The organism is Blastocatellia bacterium, assembly GCA_035275065.1.
GTDB lineage: Bacteria > Acidobacteriota > Blastocatellia > UBA7656 > UBA7656 > DATENM01.
In genome coordinates this window covers 43,296-60,599 of sequence record DATENM010000150.1, presented here as the reverse complement: position 1 = coordinate 60,599, position 17,304 = coordinate 43,296, and the positions used below count along the sequence as shown (strand labels likewise).

The following is a 17,304-nucleotide window of genomic DNA, read 5'->3' as shown; positions in this document are numbered from 1 at the left end:
AGTGACAAGTGACAAGTGACAAGTAAAGACAAGCGGGGTTTCCCTCTTATCACCTGTCACTGTTTACTTGTCACTGAATGATCTCCATCTTTTTGCCGATGCGATACATGGCTTCGAGCAGGCGTTCGAGGTGCTCTTCCGTGTGCGTCGCCATGCAACTGATACGCACCAGACTGTGCGCCACTGCCGGCGCCAGCACAGGGTTGGTGTAGATGCCTTCGCCCATCAGCTCCCAGAAGAAGCGGCAGACCAACACCTCGTCATCCACGATGACCGGGATGATCGGCGTCATGCCGTTAAAGCTCTCATGCGGTTCGAGCAGCTTGTAGCCCATTGCTCTCAGCTCGCGCTTCAGTTTCGCGCTCGTCGCCAGCAGCCGTGTGCGCAGCTCCGGCTCGCGCTCGATGATCTCGATGGCTTTCAAGACGGCGGCCGCATTCGCCGGCGACAGCGACGCCGAATAGACGAAAGCGCGGCTGTGGTGCTTGATGAATTCGATGACCTCGCGGCGCGCGGCGATGAAGCCGCCGATTGAGGCGAAGGATTTCGAAAACGTCCCCATCACCACATCAACGTTGCTTTCGACCCCGTAATGCTCGACCGCGCCGCGCCCGTGAGCGCCGAGCACGCCGATGCCATGCGCTTCGTCAACGTAAACCCGCGCGCCGTAGGTTTGCGCCAGCCGGACAATCTCCGGCAGGTTGGCGGTGTCGCCTTCCATCGAAAAGACGCCGTCAACGACAATCAGGCGGCCTTCGTCCGGCGGCAGGCTTTCGAGCACTTTTTCGAGATCGCGCATGTCGTTGTGGCGATAGCGCATCGTGCGCGCAAACGATGCCAGGCAGCCGTCGAGCAGCGAAGCGTGAATGTTGCGGTCAGCGATAATCACATCGCCTTTCTGGGCAATCGTCGCCAGCGCGCCGAAGTTGGTCTGAAAGCCTGTGCCGAAGGCCAGCGCCGATTCGCGCTTCATAAAGCGCGCCAGCGTCGCTTCCAGGCGAACGTGCAGGTCCATGGTGCCGTTGAGCATGCGCGAGCCCGAACAGCCGGTGCCGTACTGTTGAACGGCTTCGATGGCGGCGGCCTTCACTTCGGGTCGCGTCGTCAGTCCCAGGTAGTTGTTCGAGCCGAACATCAAGACGCGGCGGTCGCCCATCATCACTTCGGCTTCGCCCGTATCAATCGCCCCCGAAAATTCCGTGAAGTAGGGATAGAGTCCGACGCGGCGGAACTCGTCTGCCTTTGTATACGACAGTGCTTTCTCGAACACATCTTTCGCGGCGATCCGCGATGGCTGCTGCATGCTGAACACCCCTTACCTAACGGAATCTTTGAACTACACACCTTATCACGAGGAACCCGAGCGAAAACTTGTTTCCCTGCAATGCCGAGAATTATAGCTGAAAACGCCGGCAGGGCAAGCGGTAAACAGGAGGCAGGAGGCAGGAAGCGGGCGGCAGTAAAAACCATCTGCCAGCCTTCACAGGCGGCCCATGCGAGTCGCCTCGCCCGGCCGGCTTTCTTTTTGACGGCTTCCTGCTTACGGCCCCCTGCCTACTATTTTCCTGGGCACGCGCTCGCTCAGGCGGCAGGTGATCTCATAAGAGATCGTGCCAGCCTGCTTGGCGACCTCCTCGGCAGAGATTTCCTGCGTGCCTTGCTGCCCGATGACCGTCACCTCGTCGTTGAGCGCGGCACCGTTGATGTCTGTGACATCAATCAAAGTCAAATCCATGCTGATGCGGCCCACGATGGGGGCAAACTGGCCACGCACCAGCACGCGCCCGCGGTTTGAGAGGGCACGCGGCAATCCATCTTCGTAACCGATGGCGAGCGTCGCGATAAGGCTCTCGCGCAGGGTCGTGAAGGTGCCGCCATAACCGAGCGGCGCGCCCCGCGCCACCCTTTTCATATGAATGATGCGCGTCCGCAGCGCCAGCACCGCCCGCCAGTCGAGCCGAGGCGTTTGCGGATTCACGACATCGCGCCACAAGCCGTAAAGCACGCCGCCGGGCCGCACCAGGTTGCCGCGCGCCCGCGGATAAGCCAGCGACGCCGCGCTGTTGGCTTCGTGAATCCACGCCGGCTGATGGCCACGGGCATGGATTTCAGCCAGGGCACTTTCAAAGCGCGCCATCTGTAGCCGGGTAAACTCATCTTTATCCGGCTGGTCGGCAGAAGCGAAGTGCGTCATCACGCCATCAAGCCGCAAGTGTGTGAAGCCATCGGCTCGTTCGAGAAAGCGCGCCAGCTCCATATACGGCACGCCGAGCCGTCCCATGCCGGTATCCACTTTCAAATGATAAGCCGCCGGGCGGCTGGCGCGCCGCGCCTCGGCGTCGAGGCGTTCGAGCAGGTCGAGACGATACAGCACCGGGGTCAATTGCGCGGCCAGCAGCCCGGCCTCCTGCCCTTCCCAGAAACCGCCGAGACAGAGCACGGGCCGCGTCACGCCCGCCTCTCTGAGCGCGGCCCCTTCTTCGGGCAAGGCGACCCCGAACCAGTCTGCGCCGGCGCCTTCGAGCGCCACGGCACACGCCGCCGCGCCGTGACCGTAAGCGTCGGCTTTGACCGCCGGCATCACGGCGACCTCGGCGCCGACCGCCTGTTTGACGAGACCAAGATTGTGCGCCAGGTGATCGAGGTTGATCTCGGCCCAGGTCGGGCGGCCCGGCGGCAGAAAAGCTGAAGCCTGCGCGTCGGAAGATGAATCGGCAGCGGCCCGCGACACCAACTCGCCCGGCGGCGTATCCCCTGCCCCTTGCTCATCCTTCATCTCGGCATCCCTCGGCGTTGTGGCCCGGCTACTCCTTCCACATGTTTTCGAAGCGCGTGAACTCTTTTAAGAAGGCCATCTGCACAGTGCCCGTGGGGCCGTTGCGCTGCTTGCCGACGATCAACTCGGCGACGCCGCGATTCTCGTCCGACGGATTGTAGACTTCGTCACGGTAGATGAAGCAAACGACGTCGGCGTCCTGCTCAATCGAATTATGCGGGATGATTTCATTGGCAATGAAATTATGGAAGTGTTCGACTGTGAGGTCATAGACTTCGGTTTCACCATCTAGCTCAATCGAGGTAATCTCATCCCAATAAACGCTGCTGTGAGCCAGCTTATTGAGTTCCTCAGAATGCACAACGCTCGCAAGGCGCGCAGCGCGTTCGCGGCTGATGTTCTGTTTATAAATTCCTGTTCCACAATATCGAGTGCTTATCCCCTCGAACATCTGACGCGTCGTCATGCCAGCCACCTCCATTGCTGGCACAACAAGGTTTCTCCAAACCTCGCTGGGAATGATATCCCGATTAGTATTTGCCGGGCGGTTTCCAATATATGCCGCGATTTCACGTAAGGAACCGTTCTTATATTCTCCGACTGCGCCGACCAGCTCGATGAATCGTTGGAGGTCAGGCTTGCCGCTTAAAGAAACATGAAATTGGTCGTGCCCTTTTCCATTTTGCGATCTGCGTCTGAGCCATGCAGTGATGCCGAGCCGCAGCAAGAGCGATTGCACGTCGCGCGCGAGTCGCTCGCTGCTCGATGCGTAATAAACGGCGGGCGCATAAAAGCCCGGCTTCAGGCGAATGCAGCCATCCGTCGCCCACAGGTGGCGCAGGAAGCGCGCGATGGCCGGCGCCGGCTGCTTAAAGACTTTGTCGGGAACATGCTTTTCGTAAGATCGCAGCCCGAAGATGCCCAAGTCATCGAGCCATTCAGCAACGGCGCTGCGGACATTATGCGTATGATGCCGCGTCGAGGTCAGATAGACCTGATACCAGTTGCGCTCCGGGTTGATGCGCGGTCGAACTTCATCGCCAAACACTTCGGTGGCCAGCGCGGCGACCAACTCGGCGAGATCTTTTTCGCGCGTCGTGTACTGAATGACATGACGTGGCAGAGTACAACCATCGCCGATAAGATGGGCTGCCAGAGCCAGTTCCGCGTTGCTGATGGTTTGCGGATACGGGCTCGGCAACTCGCGCGGGGCGGCCAATCGCTCGCCGATCCTTAATTCATCGAGCCGCAACCACCCGGCAAACGTGCGGAACTTATGATTGGCGGTGGCGCGAATCGTTCGCCCCAATCGCGTCGTCAAACGATAAACCGACTTGACGCCTGTCGAGAAAGCGCGGCTGACGATGGCGCGCTCGATCTGCAGGGTTTCTTCGTTCAAGGCCCAGACGGCGAATCCTGACCTGCCGACGAGATCACGGATTGGCACCTGCGCGCCGGTGTCGGCCATCGTCACCAAGCTCTCGCCGGCGAGGCAGCCGCTCTCACGAAGGTCGCTCAACTGCGGGCGGTGGTCGCTGCGGGTTTCGGTGGCGCGCGACAACTGCGACAGCGCGATCACCGGCACATTCAGCTCTTTGGCCAGGCTCTTGAGGTCGCGCGAAATCTGCGACACTTCCTGCTGGCGCGACTCGATGCGCCCGCGACCCGACATCAATTGCATATAGTCAATGATGAGCAGGTCAAGCCGGTGCTCGGCTTTGAGCCTTCGACATTTGGCGCGCATCTCCAGCACCCCGGAGCCCGGCGTGTCATCGATGTAAACCTGCGTCTCGCACAAACGCCGCAAGGCGTCGGCCAGCCGCGCCCACTCTTCGCGATTCAAGTAGCCGGTGCGCAGGCGGTGCGCGTCGACGCGGGCCTCGGAACAGAGCAGGCGCGATACCAGTTGTTCGGCAGACATCTCCAGGCTGAAGATGCCGACGGTGCTGCCGTTCTTCGCCGCATACAACGCCATGTTCAACGCCAGCGCCGTGTTGTGCGTGACGACATAATCATCCGTGATGTAAAGCTGCGTCGGGTGCGTCACGGCGATGCAGCGCGCCTCGACCTGCCGCACCGGCTCAATCGAAACAAAGGTCGGCAGCTTGCGCCGCTTTCTTATGGCGGCAGCGCGGGCGCGCTTCTCAGGCAGTGTAAACAGGCTGGCGGGCTGCGGATGCCCAATGTTGACGACAAACGACAATCGTCCTTGCCGCCGCTCTCCGTCATACGTGTAGACCGGCTGTTTGCTGTTCTTCGTCGCCCAGCTGCCCAGCGAACGCGCCAGCTCAACGACATCGTCTGCGAGCCGCTCGCTCGACGTAGCGAAGCGGACCGAGCCGGTCTTCTCCACCCAGCCGTCAGCATCGAGCAGCCCTTGCAGCAACGCCAGCCGCGCCGCCCGATTCGCCGTCTTGTATGGCTCCGGGATGAATTTGCTCTCGCTCCGTTTTCCCCAAAGGCCCAGACTCTTCAATTCTTCTTTGAGCGGATTCGGCCACACGCCATAGCGTCCCGGTCGGCACTGCCCATCGGTCTGCACAAGGCGATAGTCATATCGCCCGGCATGATTGATCGTCAGCGCGGGCTCCAGCTCCGCCGTCATTCGGCTCAAGATCGAATGGCTCGCGGTCGAGAACCGTAAGGTGTTGAAATCGCCTTCGCCGATGAGCAGACCTAAGACCCGGGGGTCTACGGGCAGCGACTGGTTGTGCCCGAAATCGCCTGAGACCATATCGATCCACAGACGTTTCTGATAGCGCTTGCGCGTGAGCAATGTCGCGACTTCCGTCGTCGTCAACACTCTTGGCGCGGGCCAGTTCCGGTAATGGACGCTCCACAGGTGTTCGCCGCAACATTCTGTCGCGCGGCCATCCGAGAAGGTCACTTGATAAATCTGCTTGACCCCTTGCGGATAGATGCCGATGACGGTCGAAGGCCGGCCATCAACTGAAGCCAGGTCATCACCGACTTCAAGCTCGCCCATCGTCTTCCAGCCGCTCTCGGTGAGCACCCGCGCGTCCAACGGTTGCGCTTTGCCCATTGACGGGCGCGCGGCGACGATGATCAGGTCCTGGCGTTGAAGCCCGGAGGTGAGCTGATCAAAATCGGTGAAGCCGGTCGGCACGCCGGTAATCATTTCGGGCCGCCCGGCCATCTGCTCGATCTGTTCGAGGCGGCGCTGCGCCACTTCGCCGATGTATTGAAAGCCCTGGCGCACGCGGTCTTCGGCAATCTGAAAGATTAAGGCTTCGGCGCGATCAATGATGATCTCGGGGTCATCTTCTTCGTCAAAGCAACTGGCGATGATCTGATTCGAGGCGGTGATCAGCTTGCGCAGTTGCGATTTAGATTTGACGATCTTGGCGTAATGCTCGATGGTGTCGGTGCGCGGCACGCCGTCCATGAGCGAGGCGATGTAGGTGAGGCCGCCAACCTGCTCGAACTCGGCGGCCTTGCGCAGCTCATCGGTTAGCGTGATGTGGTCAATGGCGGCGCCGCGCTCGCTCAAGGAGATCATCTTTTCGTAGATGCGCCGATGCGAGTCGAGAAAGAAATCTTCGCGCTTCAGCAGCTCGATGGCCTGATTGCAGACGGCGTTGTCGAGCAGGATTGCGCCCAGGATGGAGCGCTCCGCCTCGACATTAGAAGGCAGCCCTTTATCGAAAAAAGGATCACTTGAGGCAGCACGTGACATACCAATGATTCCAAACGTTCTGGGGGGATGATTTCTGGAGCGAACGACACCAGAGACAGAAAGCGCGGAACGGCTGCGTCCTCAACCGTTCCGCGCCAGATGATAGCAGAAGGAGGGGCGAGGGGCTAGTGGCTAGTGGCTAGTGGAAAGACGCGTTTTATTTCGCGACTCTCGACTCAACTCCCTCGCCCCCGGTCCCTGGCCCCTGATCCCTACTCTTGCGCCGATTCGGCTTCGTCGGCGACGGCGGCGGCAAGGCCCGGTGCTTCGGTCGCAGCCTCAGCCGTTGCCTCTGCCGGCTCAGAACTGGCTTCCGCAGCCGTTTCCGCGGCGGCTGGCTCTTCGGCTTCGCCCTCCTTGCGCACCTTCACCTTGATGACCGGCGCGACCTCGCGGTGCAGCTTGATGGTGACCTCGAAATCGCCGACCTCCTTGATGTGATCACGCAGGCTGAGGCGGCGGCGTTCGACGGTGTAGCCGAGCCGCTTCAATTCTTCGACGATGTCGAGCGCCGTCACCGAGCCATAGAGAACGCCATGCTCGCCGACGCGCCGCTCAAAGCGCAGCTCCAGGCCATCGAGCTTCTGGGCCTCTCCCTGCGCGCTCGTCTTCTCGCGCTGCTCGCGCTTGGCCAGGACGCGCCGCTGCTCATCGATCATGCGGCGGTTGCCGGCGCTCGCTTCGATTGCCAGCCCCTGCGGCAGCAGGTAATTGCGCCCATAACCGGCGCGCACGCGCACCACCTGACCGCGCTGGCCGAGATTGTCTACGTCTTCTTTCAACAAAACATCCATGTGTGCCATTGAATCATCCTCGTTCGATTTTGGATTTTAGATTTTGGATTTTGGATTGAGGGACAATGCCAAAGCCTCAATCTGCCAATCCAAAATCGGCAATCCAAAATCCAAAATCGTTAGTCTGTCGCGAACGGCAGCAGTGCAGCGTTGCGAGCGCGCTTGATGGCTTCCGCCAGCATGCGCTGGTGCGGCGCGCAGGTGCCCGAGATGCGGCGCGGCAGAATCTTGCCGCGCTCCGGCACGTAGCTGCCAAGCGTCTTGGAGTCTTTGTAATCGATATAATCGACGCGGTCGGCGCAGAAGCGGCACGACTTGCGGGCGCGCACAAAACGGCGGCCCCCCTGGCCGCGGCGGTCGTCGCGGCGCGGCTGTTCTCTATCGCTGCTCATTTATTCTTCCTCCTCTTCGTCGCCGACCGGCAGCACCGGCTCACTGTTACGCGAGCCGCGAGCGCCGGCCCCGGCGCGAACGCGGGCCGCGCGGCGGGCGCGGAACTTCTCGGCGCGCTTCAGGTCTTCGTCAATGCGAATGGTGATGTAACGGATGACCGCGTCATTGACGCGCATGCGGCGTTCAAGCTCGGCGATCTCTGCGCCGGTGCCTTCGACCGTCAGCACGACGTAATGGCCGTCATTGAATTTGCCGATGGGGTAAGCGAGGCGGCGGCGGCCCATGCGATTGACATTCGTGACCTGCGCGCCCTGGTTGGTAATGACGTCACGCATCTGCGTGACCAGCGTTTCAATATCGCCCTCTTCGGTGTTCGGGGCGATGATAAACAGAACTTCGTAAACTCTCATGTGAGAGATATCCTCCTTGTGGATTTCGTTCGGCTCCGCACCAAGCGAAGCTCACGGTTAAGCCCTGCGCTCGCGGCGCAGAGCAAGGAGATTCACAATAGAACCTCTTGGCAAAGAACAGTGAGGGAAGTATTCAGGAGTCAGGAGTCAGAATGAATTTGGAAGGCGCAGCAAGTCTACTCAATGCCGCCGACTTCCTTTTCCATTCTGGCTCCTGACTCCTGACTTCTGACTCCCTTCCTCTAATCACTCCTCGCTCACTTCCTTGACGCGCTCGTTGAAGCGCGCCTGAGCGCGTTCGACGCCTTCGGCCAGAATCACTTCGATGGCGTCGGCGGCGCGGTCGAGCGTTTCGTCGAGCAGCACGCGGTCGCGCTTCGGGATCACCGCGAGCACGAAGCTCGCCAGATCGCCCACCGGATGATCCGGCTTGACGCCGAGCCGCAGGCGCGTGAAGCGATCAGAGCCGAGCCGCTCGATGATCGACTTCAAGCCCTTCTGGCCGCCGGCGCTGCCTCCGGGGCGCACGCGAATCATGCCGAAGGGCAAGGCAACATCGTCGGAAGCGACGATCAGATTACTCAGATCGCCGTCGCCATAGCGTGCCAGCAAAGGCTTGACCGCGTCGCCGCTCAGGTTCATATAAGTCTGCGGCTTGACGAGCAGCACGCGGCGGCCTGCGAGCGTCACCTCGGCCACTTTCGCGCCCGGCGCGTCACGGAAGCGACGCCCACCGGCCCGCGCCAGCAACCTTTCAATGAGCATGAATCCAAAGTTGTGGCGCGTCTCTTCGTACTCGCCACCCGGATTCCCCAGACCGACGATCAACATCATAAGACAGTGACAAGTGACAAGTGACAAGTGATGAGAGGGGTTACCGTGTCACTCGTCACTTGCCACCTGTCACTACTCTTCGGTCTTGCCCTTCTTGATGACTTCCGGCTCTGAGGTCGCCGCTGCTTCGGCTTCCACGGCAGTCGGCGCCGCCGTTTCGGCCAGGCGCGGCGTCAGGACGCCGGCAATCACCTGATGATCATCGGCCATCACCTTAATCTTGGTGCGGTCGTAAACCAGGTCGCCGACCGTCGCATGATCGCCGAGGTGCAGGTTCGCAACGTCGAGCTTCAGGTGTTCAGGAATGTCACCCGGCAGGCATTCGACTTCGACACTACGCAGTTGCAGGTCGAGGATGCCGCCGTCCAGCTTGACGCCGACCGGTTCGCCGACGACTTCAATCGTCACGTGCACGCGCGTCGTTTCAGTCAGCGACAGGCGCAGCAGGTCTGCATGCAGCAGGCGGCCTCTGACCGGATCAACCTGCCAGTCTTTGATGATGACGGTCGCCGGCTCGCCGCCGCCCGGCAGCGCCACCTTGAAGATCGTGTTGTGCCCGGTCTCCGAGCGCAAAATGTTGGCAATCTCTTTCGCATTGATGGCAATGGCCACGGCTTCGTCGCCGCCGCCATAGACCGCCGCCGGGATCATGCCCTGAGCGCGCAGGCGGCGCGAATCGCCCTTGCCCGCCGCGCCGCGTGTGTTCGCATTGATGGTAATGTCAGTAATCATTTCAGCTCCGCTGGGTGTCGGGTGTCAGGGGTTGGGTGCTGGGATAAGACTCTAAGGTTCTTACCAACACCCGGCACCCGATACCCGGCCCCTAAATAAATAACTTGCTCACAGAAGTCTCGTCGTGGATCGAAAGGATGGCTTCCGCCAGCAGTTTCGCCACGCTCAAACATTTGATCTTCGGAGACCGGCACGCATTGTCGCTCGGAATCGTGTTCGTCACCACGACTTCCTTGAGCGGCGAAGCGTTGATGCGCTCGACCGCCGGGCCGCTCAACACCGCGTGCGTCGCCGACGCCAGCACGGTTTCTGCGCCGTTCGCCTTGAGCGCCTCGGCGGCTTTGACCAGCGTGCCCGCCGTATCAATCATATCGTCAATGATCAGCGTCGTGCGCCCTTCGACGTCGCCGACGACGTTCAGCACTTCGACTTCGCCGAGCCGCTCGTAATCGCGCCGCTTATCAATGATCGCCAGCTCCGCGCCCAGCCGCTTGCCGTAGGCCCGCGCCCGCTCGACGCCGCCGGCATCCGGCGCGACGACCGTGAGCCGCGGCAGCTTCAGCTCTTGAAAGTAACCGACCAGCACCGGCGCGGCGAACAGGTGATCCGCCGGGATGTCAAAGAAGCCTTGAATCTGCCCGGCGTGCAGGTCGAATAACAAGACGCGGTCCGCGCCCGCCCCGGTAATCAGGTTCGCCACCAGCTTCGAGGTAATCGGCACGCGCGGGCGGTCTTTGCGATCCTTGCGGGCGTAGCCGTAATACGGAATCACCGCCGTGATGCGCCGCGCCGACGAGCGCCGAAAGGCGTCGAGCATGATCAGCAATTCCATGATATTGCCATCAACCGGCGGGCAGGTCGGCTGGACGATGAAGCAATCTTCGCCGCGCACGTTTTCGAGGATCTGAAAATTGAACTCGCCATCGGTGAAACGCCCGACGTGCGCCTTGCCCAAGTCGATGCCGAGATGATCGCAGATCTCTTCGGCGAGCCGCTTATTGGCATTGCCGGAGAAGATTTTGACGTTGCCGTTCGGATGCGGCGAACCGTCCCAGGTGTTCACGCTGCCTCCACATCAAAAGAGTGATAAGTAAACGGTGACAAGCGACAAGAGAGAAGTGCGATTTTATCTTGTCACTTGCCGCTTGTCACTATTTACTGGGATTGGCTGGGGAGGGAGGATTCGAACCTCCGAATGGCGGCTCCAAAGGCCGCTGCCTTACCGCTTGGCGACTCCCCAACATGGCCATCGGCGGATGATCTAAGCGAATCTCGTCGCGTGGACGTTCGGCCTGGACATGCAGCTGATCTGCGAGATCAGGCAGCCGGCGCGTGGTCATTCAAAAATGGATTCCTGGTATGCTTGACGGCTGACGGCGCGCGCCCGCTCGGCCCAGCAGCCGGCGGCGCGCAACTCGGCTTGCGCCCGCTCGTTCGTCTCCGAATTGTCAAAGACCGCCCAAACCGTGCCGCCGCTGCCGCTCATCAACACATGCCGTGCGTCACAGCCTTTCAGCCGACGTTTGACTTCCGCAATTTCGGGGTGAGCGGCTATAACGGTCTCTTCCAGATCGTTCGCAGCCACAAGCGGTAGCTCACGGATGGCTTTCGCGGCAAACAGAGTAAAGGGCATGATACGAAGCGCCTCTTGCCTTGTCAACCGCGAAAGCCCTCGATAAGCCGTCATTGTCGAGACCGCAATGCCCGCGTTGACGAGCAATAATTCATCGCACTCGACCTGTTCAAGCGGGTAGACCTCTTCGCCGCGCCCGACCCCTAAGACCGTGCCGCCGACGAGAAACAGCGGTACGTCCGAGCCTAAGCCGGCGGCGATCTCGAATAGCTCGCGCTCGTCGAGATTGACCTCCCATAGCCGCGCTAACCCCAGAAGCGTCGCCGCCGCGTTCGACGAGCCGCCGCCCAGCCCCGCCGCGACCGGAATGCGCTTGTTGATTTGAATGCGCGCGCCTTTCCGCAAGCCGATGGCGGCGCGCAGCCGGGTCGCGGCTTTATGCACAAGGTTGCTTTCATCGAGCGGCACGCGCTCGTCGTCGCAGGCAATCTCAATCGCGCTCGCGGTCGCCGTCAATTGCAAGGTGTCGTGCAGCGACACGGTCTGATAGATGGTGCGCAGCTCGTGATAGCCGTCTTCGCGCTTGAACAGCACGTCGAGCGTCCAGTTAATTTTGGCGTAGGATTTGATCGACAGCGTCATGGTTCATCGGTGCCGCTTGCGGGCGCGGCCATGCTACCGCAAAGAGAGGCGAGGGGCTAGGGGCCGGGGAAGAGTAAGCGAAAAACACGCGCCGGCTCTCTCGTCCCTGTCCCCTAGCTCCCTGGCCCCTCTCTACGATACACTCGTCTTTTTACGTTCACTTCTCATCCGTCGCATGGAGATTATGAAAGAAGCCAAAGAGTTGACCGGCATCGCCTCCGTCGAAGAGATTCGCGCACACTTCCCGGCGCTCGAACGCCGTCATAACGGCTACCCTGTGGCCTACTTTGACGGGCCGGGCGGCACGCAAGTGCCTCGCCCGGTCGTTGAAGCAATGAGCGATTATCTCTACCACCACAACGCCAATACCCACTGGGCCTACCCGACGAGCGCCGAAACCGACGCCTTGATTGAATCAGCGCGGGTCGCGCTCGCCGATTTCTTCAATGCCGATTCGACCGAGATCGCCTTCGGCTTGAACATGACGACGCTGACCTTTCACCTGGCGCGCGCCCTCGGCTACACGTTCGGCGCCGGCGACGAGATCGTCGTCACCGAGCTTGATCATCACGGCAACGTCGCGCCCTGGCATCAGCTCGCCAAAGAGCGCGGCGTCGAGATTCGCACGGTGAAGATGGACGCGGCGGCCGGCCAGCTCGACTGGCCGGCCTTTGAGCAGTGTGTCACGCCGCGCACGAAACTGGTCGCGGTGGGCGCGGCGTCGAACGCGCTGGGCACGATTAACGATCTCGCGCGCGCCGTCCGCATGGCCCGACAGGTTGGCGCTCTGGTCTTCGTTGACGCGGTGCATTACGCGCCGCACGAGCTGGTTGACGTGCGTGCGATGGATTGCGATTTTCTGGCCTGCTCGGCCTATAAGTTTTATGGGCCGCACATCGGCGTGCTGTACGGAAGGCGCGGGTTGCTTGAAGCGCTCGACTTTCCCAAGCTGCTGCCGGCGCCCGATTATGCGCCCGACCGCGCCGAAACCGGCACGCAAAACCACGAAGGCATGATCGGCGCGGCGGCTGCCGTAGACTTTCTCGCTTCGCTCGCGGCAGGCGGCACACGGCGCGAGCGCCTGCAATCGGCCTTTGCCGGCCTGCATGAGCGTGGGGTGAGGTTGCTTACAAAACTATGGGAGGGGCTCGCGGCCATCGAAGGCATCCGTCTCTACGGCCCGCCGCCCGCCGCGCCGCGCACGCCGACCGTGTCGTTCACGCTCGCGGGGCAGCCGTCGCTTGCGGTCGCCGAGTTTCTGGCCGCGCGCGGCCTGTTTGCTTCAAACGGCGACTTCTACGCCTGGACGGTGGTTGAGCGATTGGGACTTGTCGAAGAGGGTCTGTTGCGCGTCGGCTGCGCCTGTTACACGACCGACGAAGAGATTGACCGCTTGCTCGAAGTGGTGCGCGAGCTGGCGAGCGGCACGTCCCGCTGAAGTCGGACGAAAGAATCGAGCGCCGGCAGCGGCGCTCGATTACCTTACTCATCGCCTAAGCGAGCGCCCGGCGTTCCATGACCATCCGGTGTGCCGAGAGCGTTCCCAGCTCGAAAGAGTTGGCCGCCGCCCACAGATAGAGGCGGAAGCGCCGGTAAAGGTGGTGCCCCCAGCGAGCAATCACTGTGCTGCTCTCCGCTTCCAGATTCTCTGCCCACTTTTTGCAAGTCAGGTAATAGTTGTGCCGGTCGTTTTGAATCAGCACGACATCGAAATCCGTGCGGGCGACTTCGGCCAGGTATCGCGGCAGGCAGAGCGGCGAGGTGTTGCCCTCATAGACCCACTTGGTGATGAAGCTCGGCATGCCATGGCGGTCGCCAGAGTAGGCGTCGAGGTAGATGCGCCCGCCGGGCTTGAGCAGTCGCTCGTACTGTCGCAGCGTCCGACGATAGTCCGGCAAGTGCTCGGTGACCCCGAGGTTGACCACGGCATCAAAAGGCGCGGCGCCGCGGTAATCTAGCAAATGTTCTTTGACCACTTCGCAGGGCAACTGTTTGCGGGCGATTATCTCTTGCATGAACTTTTGCGACGCGTCGGAGATGGTAACCGAAGTCACATGCACGCCCCGCGAGCCGGCATACTCAAGGAATGATCCCCAGCCGCCGCCGATGTCCAGCACGCGGTCGCCCGCGCGTATGCCGCAGGCATCCATCGCGAAACGGAACTTGCGCTCCATGCCGACTTCGAGCGGCTCGCCGTCATCCGCGAAGTGGGCGTGCGAGTAGCCGCGAATCCGCTTGTCGAGCCACAACAAGAAGAACTCCGGGTCAATATCATAGTGGCTCTTAATCCACCGCTTATCGCTGCGCACCTGACCGGCGAGCAGCGGCCCCAGATAGGTCGCCATCAAATACTGAAGCGGACGACGGTCGCTCAACAGCCGCCGGTGCTTGAGACTCGCGAGCATATCGCCGAGGATGTCCAGATCACCGTTCATGTAGGCTTCGGCGAGGCGAAGCTCATCAAACGAAGCGACGGCCCGCAAGCCGCGCGCGGTGGCGATGTCGAGCGTGAAGCGCGGCTCGCCCGCGCCAATCAGCGCGCAATAGCCATCCGGCAGCCGTAGCTCGAAGGCCGGGCCGGTGATCCCTTCGGCCGTGAGCTTCTGATAGCGCCGCCGCAGGGCAGTCAACAGGCCGGCGCCGCGCCCGTCAGCGGCGAGCGGCATTTGTTCAGCGATTGGATTCATCGGATTCTCCTTTTGCGAAGTTAATAACAAAACAGATTGCCGCGCGCCGGTCGCCCGACTGCCGTAAGAACCTTGTGGCGATCATTGCCGGCTCAACCAGCGGACCACTTGATGTTCGACGCCGGGCCGCCCGCCAAATCCCAAATCAACGCCCGGCGGGAAAAAGATGTGGCCGCCGCCGTCAACCCAGCGCAGCTTCAGAGCAGCAGAGGCGTCAGCCACTGCGGCGCGCAGGGTGTGCGGCGGGACGACAGGGTCATGCAGGCTGGCAACGACCAGCGACGGGAGGGCCAGCCGGTCAATGACCGGCGCCACGCCGGCGCGCAGGTAATAATCCTTGGCGCTCGCGAAACCGAAGCGCGGGATGACGGTCAGCTCATCACGCTCGAAGGCCGAGCGGGCGCGCTTGACCACGGCGGGCGGCACCGCAACGGGTCGCCGCGCCGCAACCGCCGCGTAGCCGCGATTCATCCCCGCAAAGACATAGCGACGATAGAGCCAACGCCGTGGCTCGTCGAAGGCGACCGCCCCGGCCAGCAGATCAAGCGGCGGGCAGATGGCCGCCGCCGCCCGCAGTCGCGGATCGATCTGCTCGATGGCGGCGCGCAACGCCAGATGACCGCCGACCGAGTATCCCAGCAACCACACATGCCGAAAACGGCGCAGTTCCGGGCTGGTGAGCGCGGCCCGCAGGTCGTCGGTCAGGCCGCCGTGATAGATGTCTTCGCCCGACAGATCAGCGCCGCGCATCGAAAGCCGCAACGACGCATTGCCGGCCTGCGCGACGGCGCGCGCCGCAGCCAGACAGCACGGGCTGTGAGCGTTGCCGCCGATCCCATGAAGAATGATGACGACCGTGTCAGACGCGGGCGCGTCTGACAGCAGGCCGCTGACGCGTACGCTGCCGAGCGCCTCGTCTTTCACTATCGCTTGAAACGGACGTGCAGGCATCTCTGGGGCTGCCGTGATGGCGGCGCGCAGCGCCGGGGCGACCGTCCAGAAGTGGCTGGCAATCTCGCGCTTCAGGCGGATCGCCGAGCCCGAACTGGCCCGGCGACGCTCGCCGAGAAAGCGGTCTAAGGTCAAAGCTGCCGTGTTGCTCATCGTTCGATAACCTCTCTCACGGGAGTCGCGCTCAACCGGCCTGTTCGTTTGGCCAGTGCGACCGGGCTGCAATCTCCTTGGATTTGAATGTCGCGCGCGAAGGCGCAGCGGCTGGTCGCCGTTGCGCCTTCGCGCAGGTTTGCTCCAGCCTGGCGCGCATCAATAAACCGGGCTGGAGCCGATGGCTGATCGTTCTATTTATTTGGGGTGATGCGCTTGAAAACGAATGTGGTGACGATCCCTGAAGTCGTATCGGTGGCATAGAATTCATTGCCGCCGTCAGCAAACACGATGTCGGCGGTGTCACTGCCTATCGCGAGCGTGCCGGTGCAGTCGGCATTGACCGTATAGACTCCCTGCGCCGTAATGTTTTGGAATATCGCGCCGTTGAAGCTCCCAGTCTGCGAGGTGATGATAAAGGCCCCGTGGCCATCCAGCTCGGCCCTGCCGATGGTGGCATACGGGCCGGGAGGCGCGCCCACCTGATTGCCGGGCAAGATCGTGCCGCCGCCATACACTCCATAAGCGCCGGCCACGTTGGCCATGCTACAGGCTCTTTCGTGCTTCAGTTCCTGGCCTTGAGCGGGCGCCGTCGGGCGCGGCCCTCCGGCCATAACCAGCGCCGAGGTGCCGATCATCAGAGCGGCCATGACAACTAACTTTCTCATCGGTTTTCTCTCCTTCTCATCTTTTTTTCGCGGCCGGCTTCAATCATTGCCGACCACGCCACGAAGATACGCGAGTCACTCGGTGGCGTCACCACGTACATTCGTAGCCACGCGTTAATGCGATTTACGATACAAACGGTCACCGCCCGACCGCCGGTCAGACACAAAAATCCCAGGAAAATCGCGGATTTTTACGATTCAGGAGAGATCAGACGAGGCGGTTCTGGAGCGCTTTGGCGACGGCTTCGCTCTTTGAGTGAACTTGTAGTTTCTCGTAGATGCTGCGCAGGTGGAAGGAGATGGTGTGAACCGTGACGTTCAATTCCTGGGCGGCGGTCTTGTAGTTGTGGCCCTTGACGAAGAGCTTGAGCAGGCGCGTCTCGTGCGGCGTCAGGTTATAGTTGGCGCGCTCTGGCGGGCGAATCTCGCGGAACAAAGAGATGACGCGGCGGGCGACTTCGGGTGACATCGGCGCGCCGCCCTGCACCGCTTCTCTGAGACTTTCGAGCAGCTTCAGCGGCGGCGTCTTCTTCAGCAAATAGCCCGAAGCGCCGGCGCACATGGCGTCGAAGATGCGCTCGTCGTCGTCATAGACGCTGAGGATCAGCAACAGCATGTCGGGGTAACGCTCTTTAAGGACGCGCAAGCCTTCGATGCCGCTCATGCCGGGCAGCCCGATGTCGAGGAGTGCCACGTCAGGCAACGGCTGACGGATGCGCTCAAGCGCCTCTTCCATCGAGCGGTAAGCGCCGATGCATTGGTAGCCCGCCGTGCCGTTGATGAGCATTGCCAGCCCTTCGCGGATTTCACGGCGGTCTTCGATGATCGTCACACGGATGGTCGGCGCAGGCGGGGCCTGTGCCGTCTCAGGCTCTTGCGACATACGCGTTGACCTTCGATCCTTAAGCTTGCCTCAAAGCTACACCCGAAACCGCGTTCCGTCACTACGAACTCTTGTAGTCTCTTTTAGAGCGGTGATCAATCGGGTGTGGCG

15 protein-coding genes and 1 tRNA gene are annotated in these 17,304 nt (G+C 61.6%); 1 reads left to right on the top strand and 15 read right to left on the bottom strand.

What is annotated here, in order from left to right; translation table 11 throughout:
- Positions 1-70: 70 nt before the first annotated feature.
- The 11 genes from VJ464_27695 to ispE form a co-directional block, all read right to left on the bottom strand.
- Positions 71-1,303, bottom strand: coding sequence for an aminotransferase class I/II-fold pyridoxal phosphate-dependent enzyme (locus VJ464_27695; GenBank protein HKQ08937.1), 1,233 nt, complete (start codon positions 1,301-1,303; stop codon positions 71-73).
- A 237-nt stretch (positions 1,304-1,540) separates the two neighbouring features.
- A complete protein-coding gene (alr, locus tag VJ464_27690; GenBank protein HKQ08936.1) occupies positions 1,541-2,776 on the bottom strand; it encodes an alanine racemase in 1,236 nt (411 codons plus the stop codon).
- A 28-nt stretch (positions 2,777-2,804) separates the two neighbouring features.
- Positions 2,805-6,473 (bottom strand): replicative DNA helicase, encoded by a 3,669-nt coding sequence (locus VJ464_27685; GenBank protein ID HKQ08935.1) that lies wholly within the window; start codon positions 6,471-6,473, stop codon positions 2,805-2,807.
- Positions 6,474-6,685: 212 nt separating this feature from the next.
- Positions 6,686-7,276, bottom strand: a complete 591-nt coding sequence (gene rplI / locus VJ464_27680; GenBank protein ID HKQ08934.1) for a 50S ribosomal protein L9 — start codon at positions 7,274-7,276, stop codon at positions 6,686-6,688.
- A 110-nt stretch (positions 7,277-7,386) separates the two neighbouring features.
- Complete coding sequence (gene rpsR, locus VJ464_27675) at positions 7,387-7,659, bottom strand: 30S ribosomal protein S18 (GenBank protein ID HKQ08933.1); 273 nt, start codon at positions 7,657-7,659, stop codon at positions 7,387-7,389.
- Positions 7,660-8,070 (bottom strand): 30S ribosomal protein S6, encoded by a 411-nt coding sequence (gene rpsF, locus VJ464_27670; GenBank protein HKQ08932.1) that lies wholly within the window; start codon positions 8,068-8,070, stop codon positions 7,660-7,662. It abuts the gene before it with no gap.
- A gap of 246 nt (positions 8,071-8,316) precedes the next feature.
- Entirely contained in the window at positions 8,317-8,904 is a 588-nt protein-coding gene (gene pth / locus VJ464_27665) for an aminoacyl-tRNA hydrolase (GenBank protein ID HKQ08931.1), read from the bottom strand.
- A gap of 72 nt (positions 8,905-8,976) precedes the next feature.
- Positions 8,977-9,636 (bottom strand): 50S ribosomal protein L25, encoded by a 660-nt coding sequence (locus tag VJ464_27660; protein HKQ08930.1) that lies wholly within the window; start codon positions 9,634-9,636, stop codon positions 8,977-8,979.
- A gap of 91 nt (positions 9,637-9,727) precedes the next feature.
- Positions 9,728-10,699: a ribose-phosphate pyrophosphokinase gene (locus tag VJ464_27655; GenBank protein ID HKQ08929.1), complete on the bottom strand. Its 972-nt coding sequence runs from the start codon at positions 10,697-10,699 to the stop codon at positions 9,728-9,730.
- A 102-nt stretch (positions 10,700-10,801) separates the two neighbouring features.
- Positions 10,802-10,876 (bottom strand) — tRNA-Gln (locus VJ464_27650).
- A gap of 96 nt (positions 10,877-10,972) precedes the next feature.
- A complete protein-coding gene (ispE, locus tag VJ464_27645; protein HKQ08928.1) occupies positions 10,973-11,851 on the bottom strand; it encodes a 4-(cytidine 5'-diphospho)-2-C-methyl-D-erythritol kinase in 879 nt (292 codons plus the stop codon).
- 184 nt (positions 11,852-12,035) lie between these two features.
- Here ispE and VJ464_27640 point away from each other — a divergent pair, with 184 nt between their 5' ends.
- Positions 12,036-13,289, top strand: a complete 1,254-nt coding sequence (locus VJ464_27640) for a cysteine desulfurase-like protein (GenBank protein HKQ08927.1) — start codon at positions 12,036-12,038, stop codon at positions 13,287-13,289.
- 55 nt (positions 13,290-13,344) lie between these two features.
- Here the strand turns inward: VJ464_27640 and VJ464_27635 are convergent, their stop codons facing one another.
- The 4 genes from VJ464_27635 to VJ464_27620 all read right to left on the bottom strand — a co-directional run bounded on the left by VJ464_27635 (position 13,345) and on the right by VJ464_27620 (position 17,193).
- Entirely contained in the window at positions 13,345-14,538 is a 1,194-nt protein-coding gene (locus VJ464_27635) for a class I SAM-dependent methyltransferase (GenBank protein ID HKQ08926.1), read from the bottom strand.
- 81 nt (positions 14,539-14,619) lie between these two features.
- A complete protein-coding gene (locus VJ464_27630) occupies positions 14,620-15,642 on the bottom strand; it encodes an alpha/beta fold hydrolase (GenBank protein ID HKQ08925.1) in 1,023 nt (340 codons plus the stop codon).
- A gap of 194 nt (positions 15,643-15,836) precedes the next feature.
- A complete protein-coding gene (locus tag VJ464_27625; GenBank protein ID HKQ08924.1) occupies positions 15,837-16,310 on the bottom strand; it encodes a hypothetical protein in 474 nt (157 codons plus the stop codon).
- A gap of 208 nt (positions 16,311-16,518) precedes the next feature.
- Positions 16,519-17,193, bottom strand: coding sequence for a response regulator transcription factor (locus VJ464_27620; protein ID HKQ08923.1), 675 nt, complete (start codon positions 17,191-17,193; stop codon positions 16,519-16,521).
- Between the last annotated feature and the right edge of the window lie 111 nt (positions 17,194-17,304).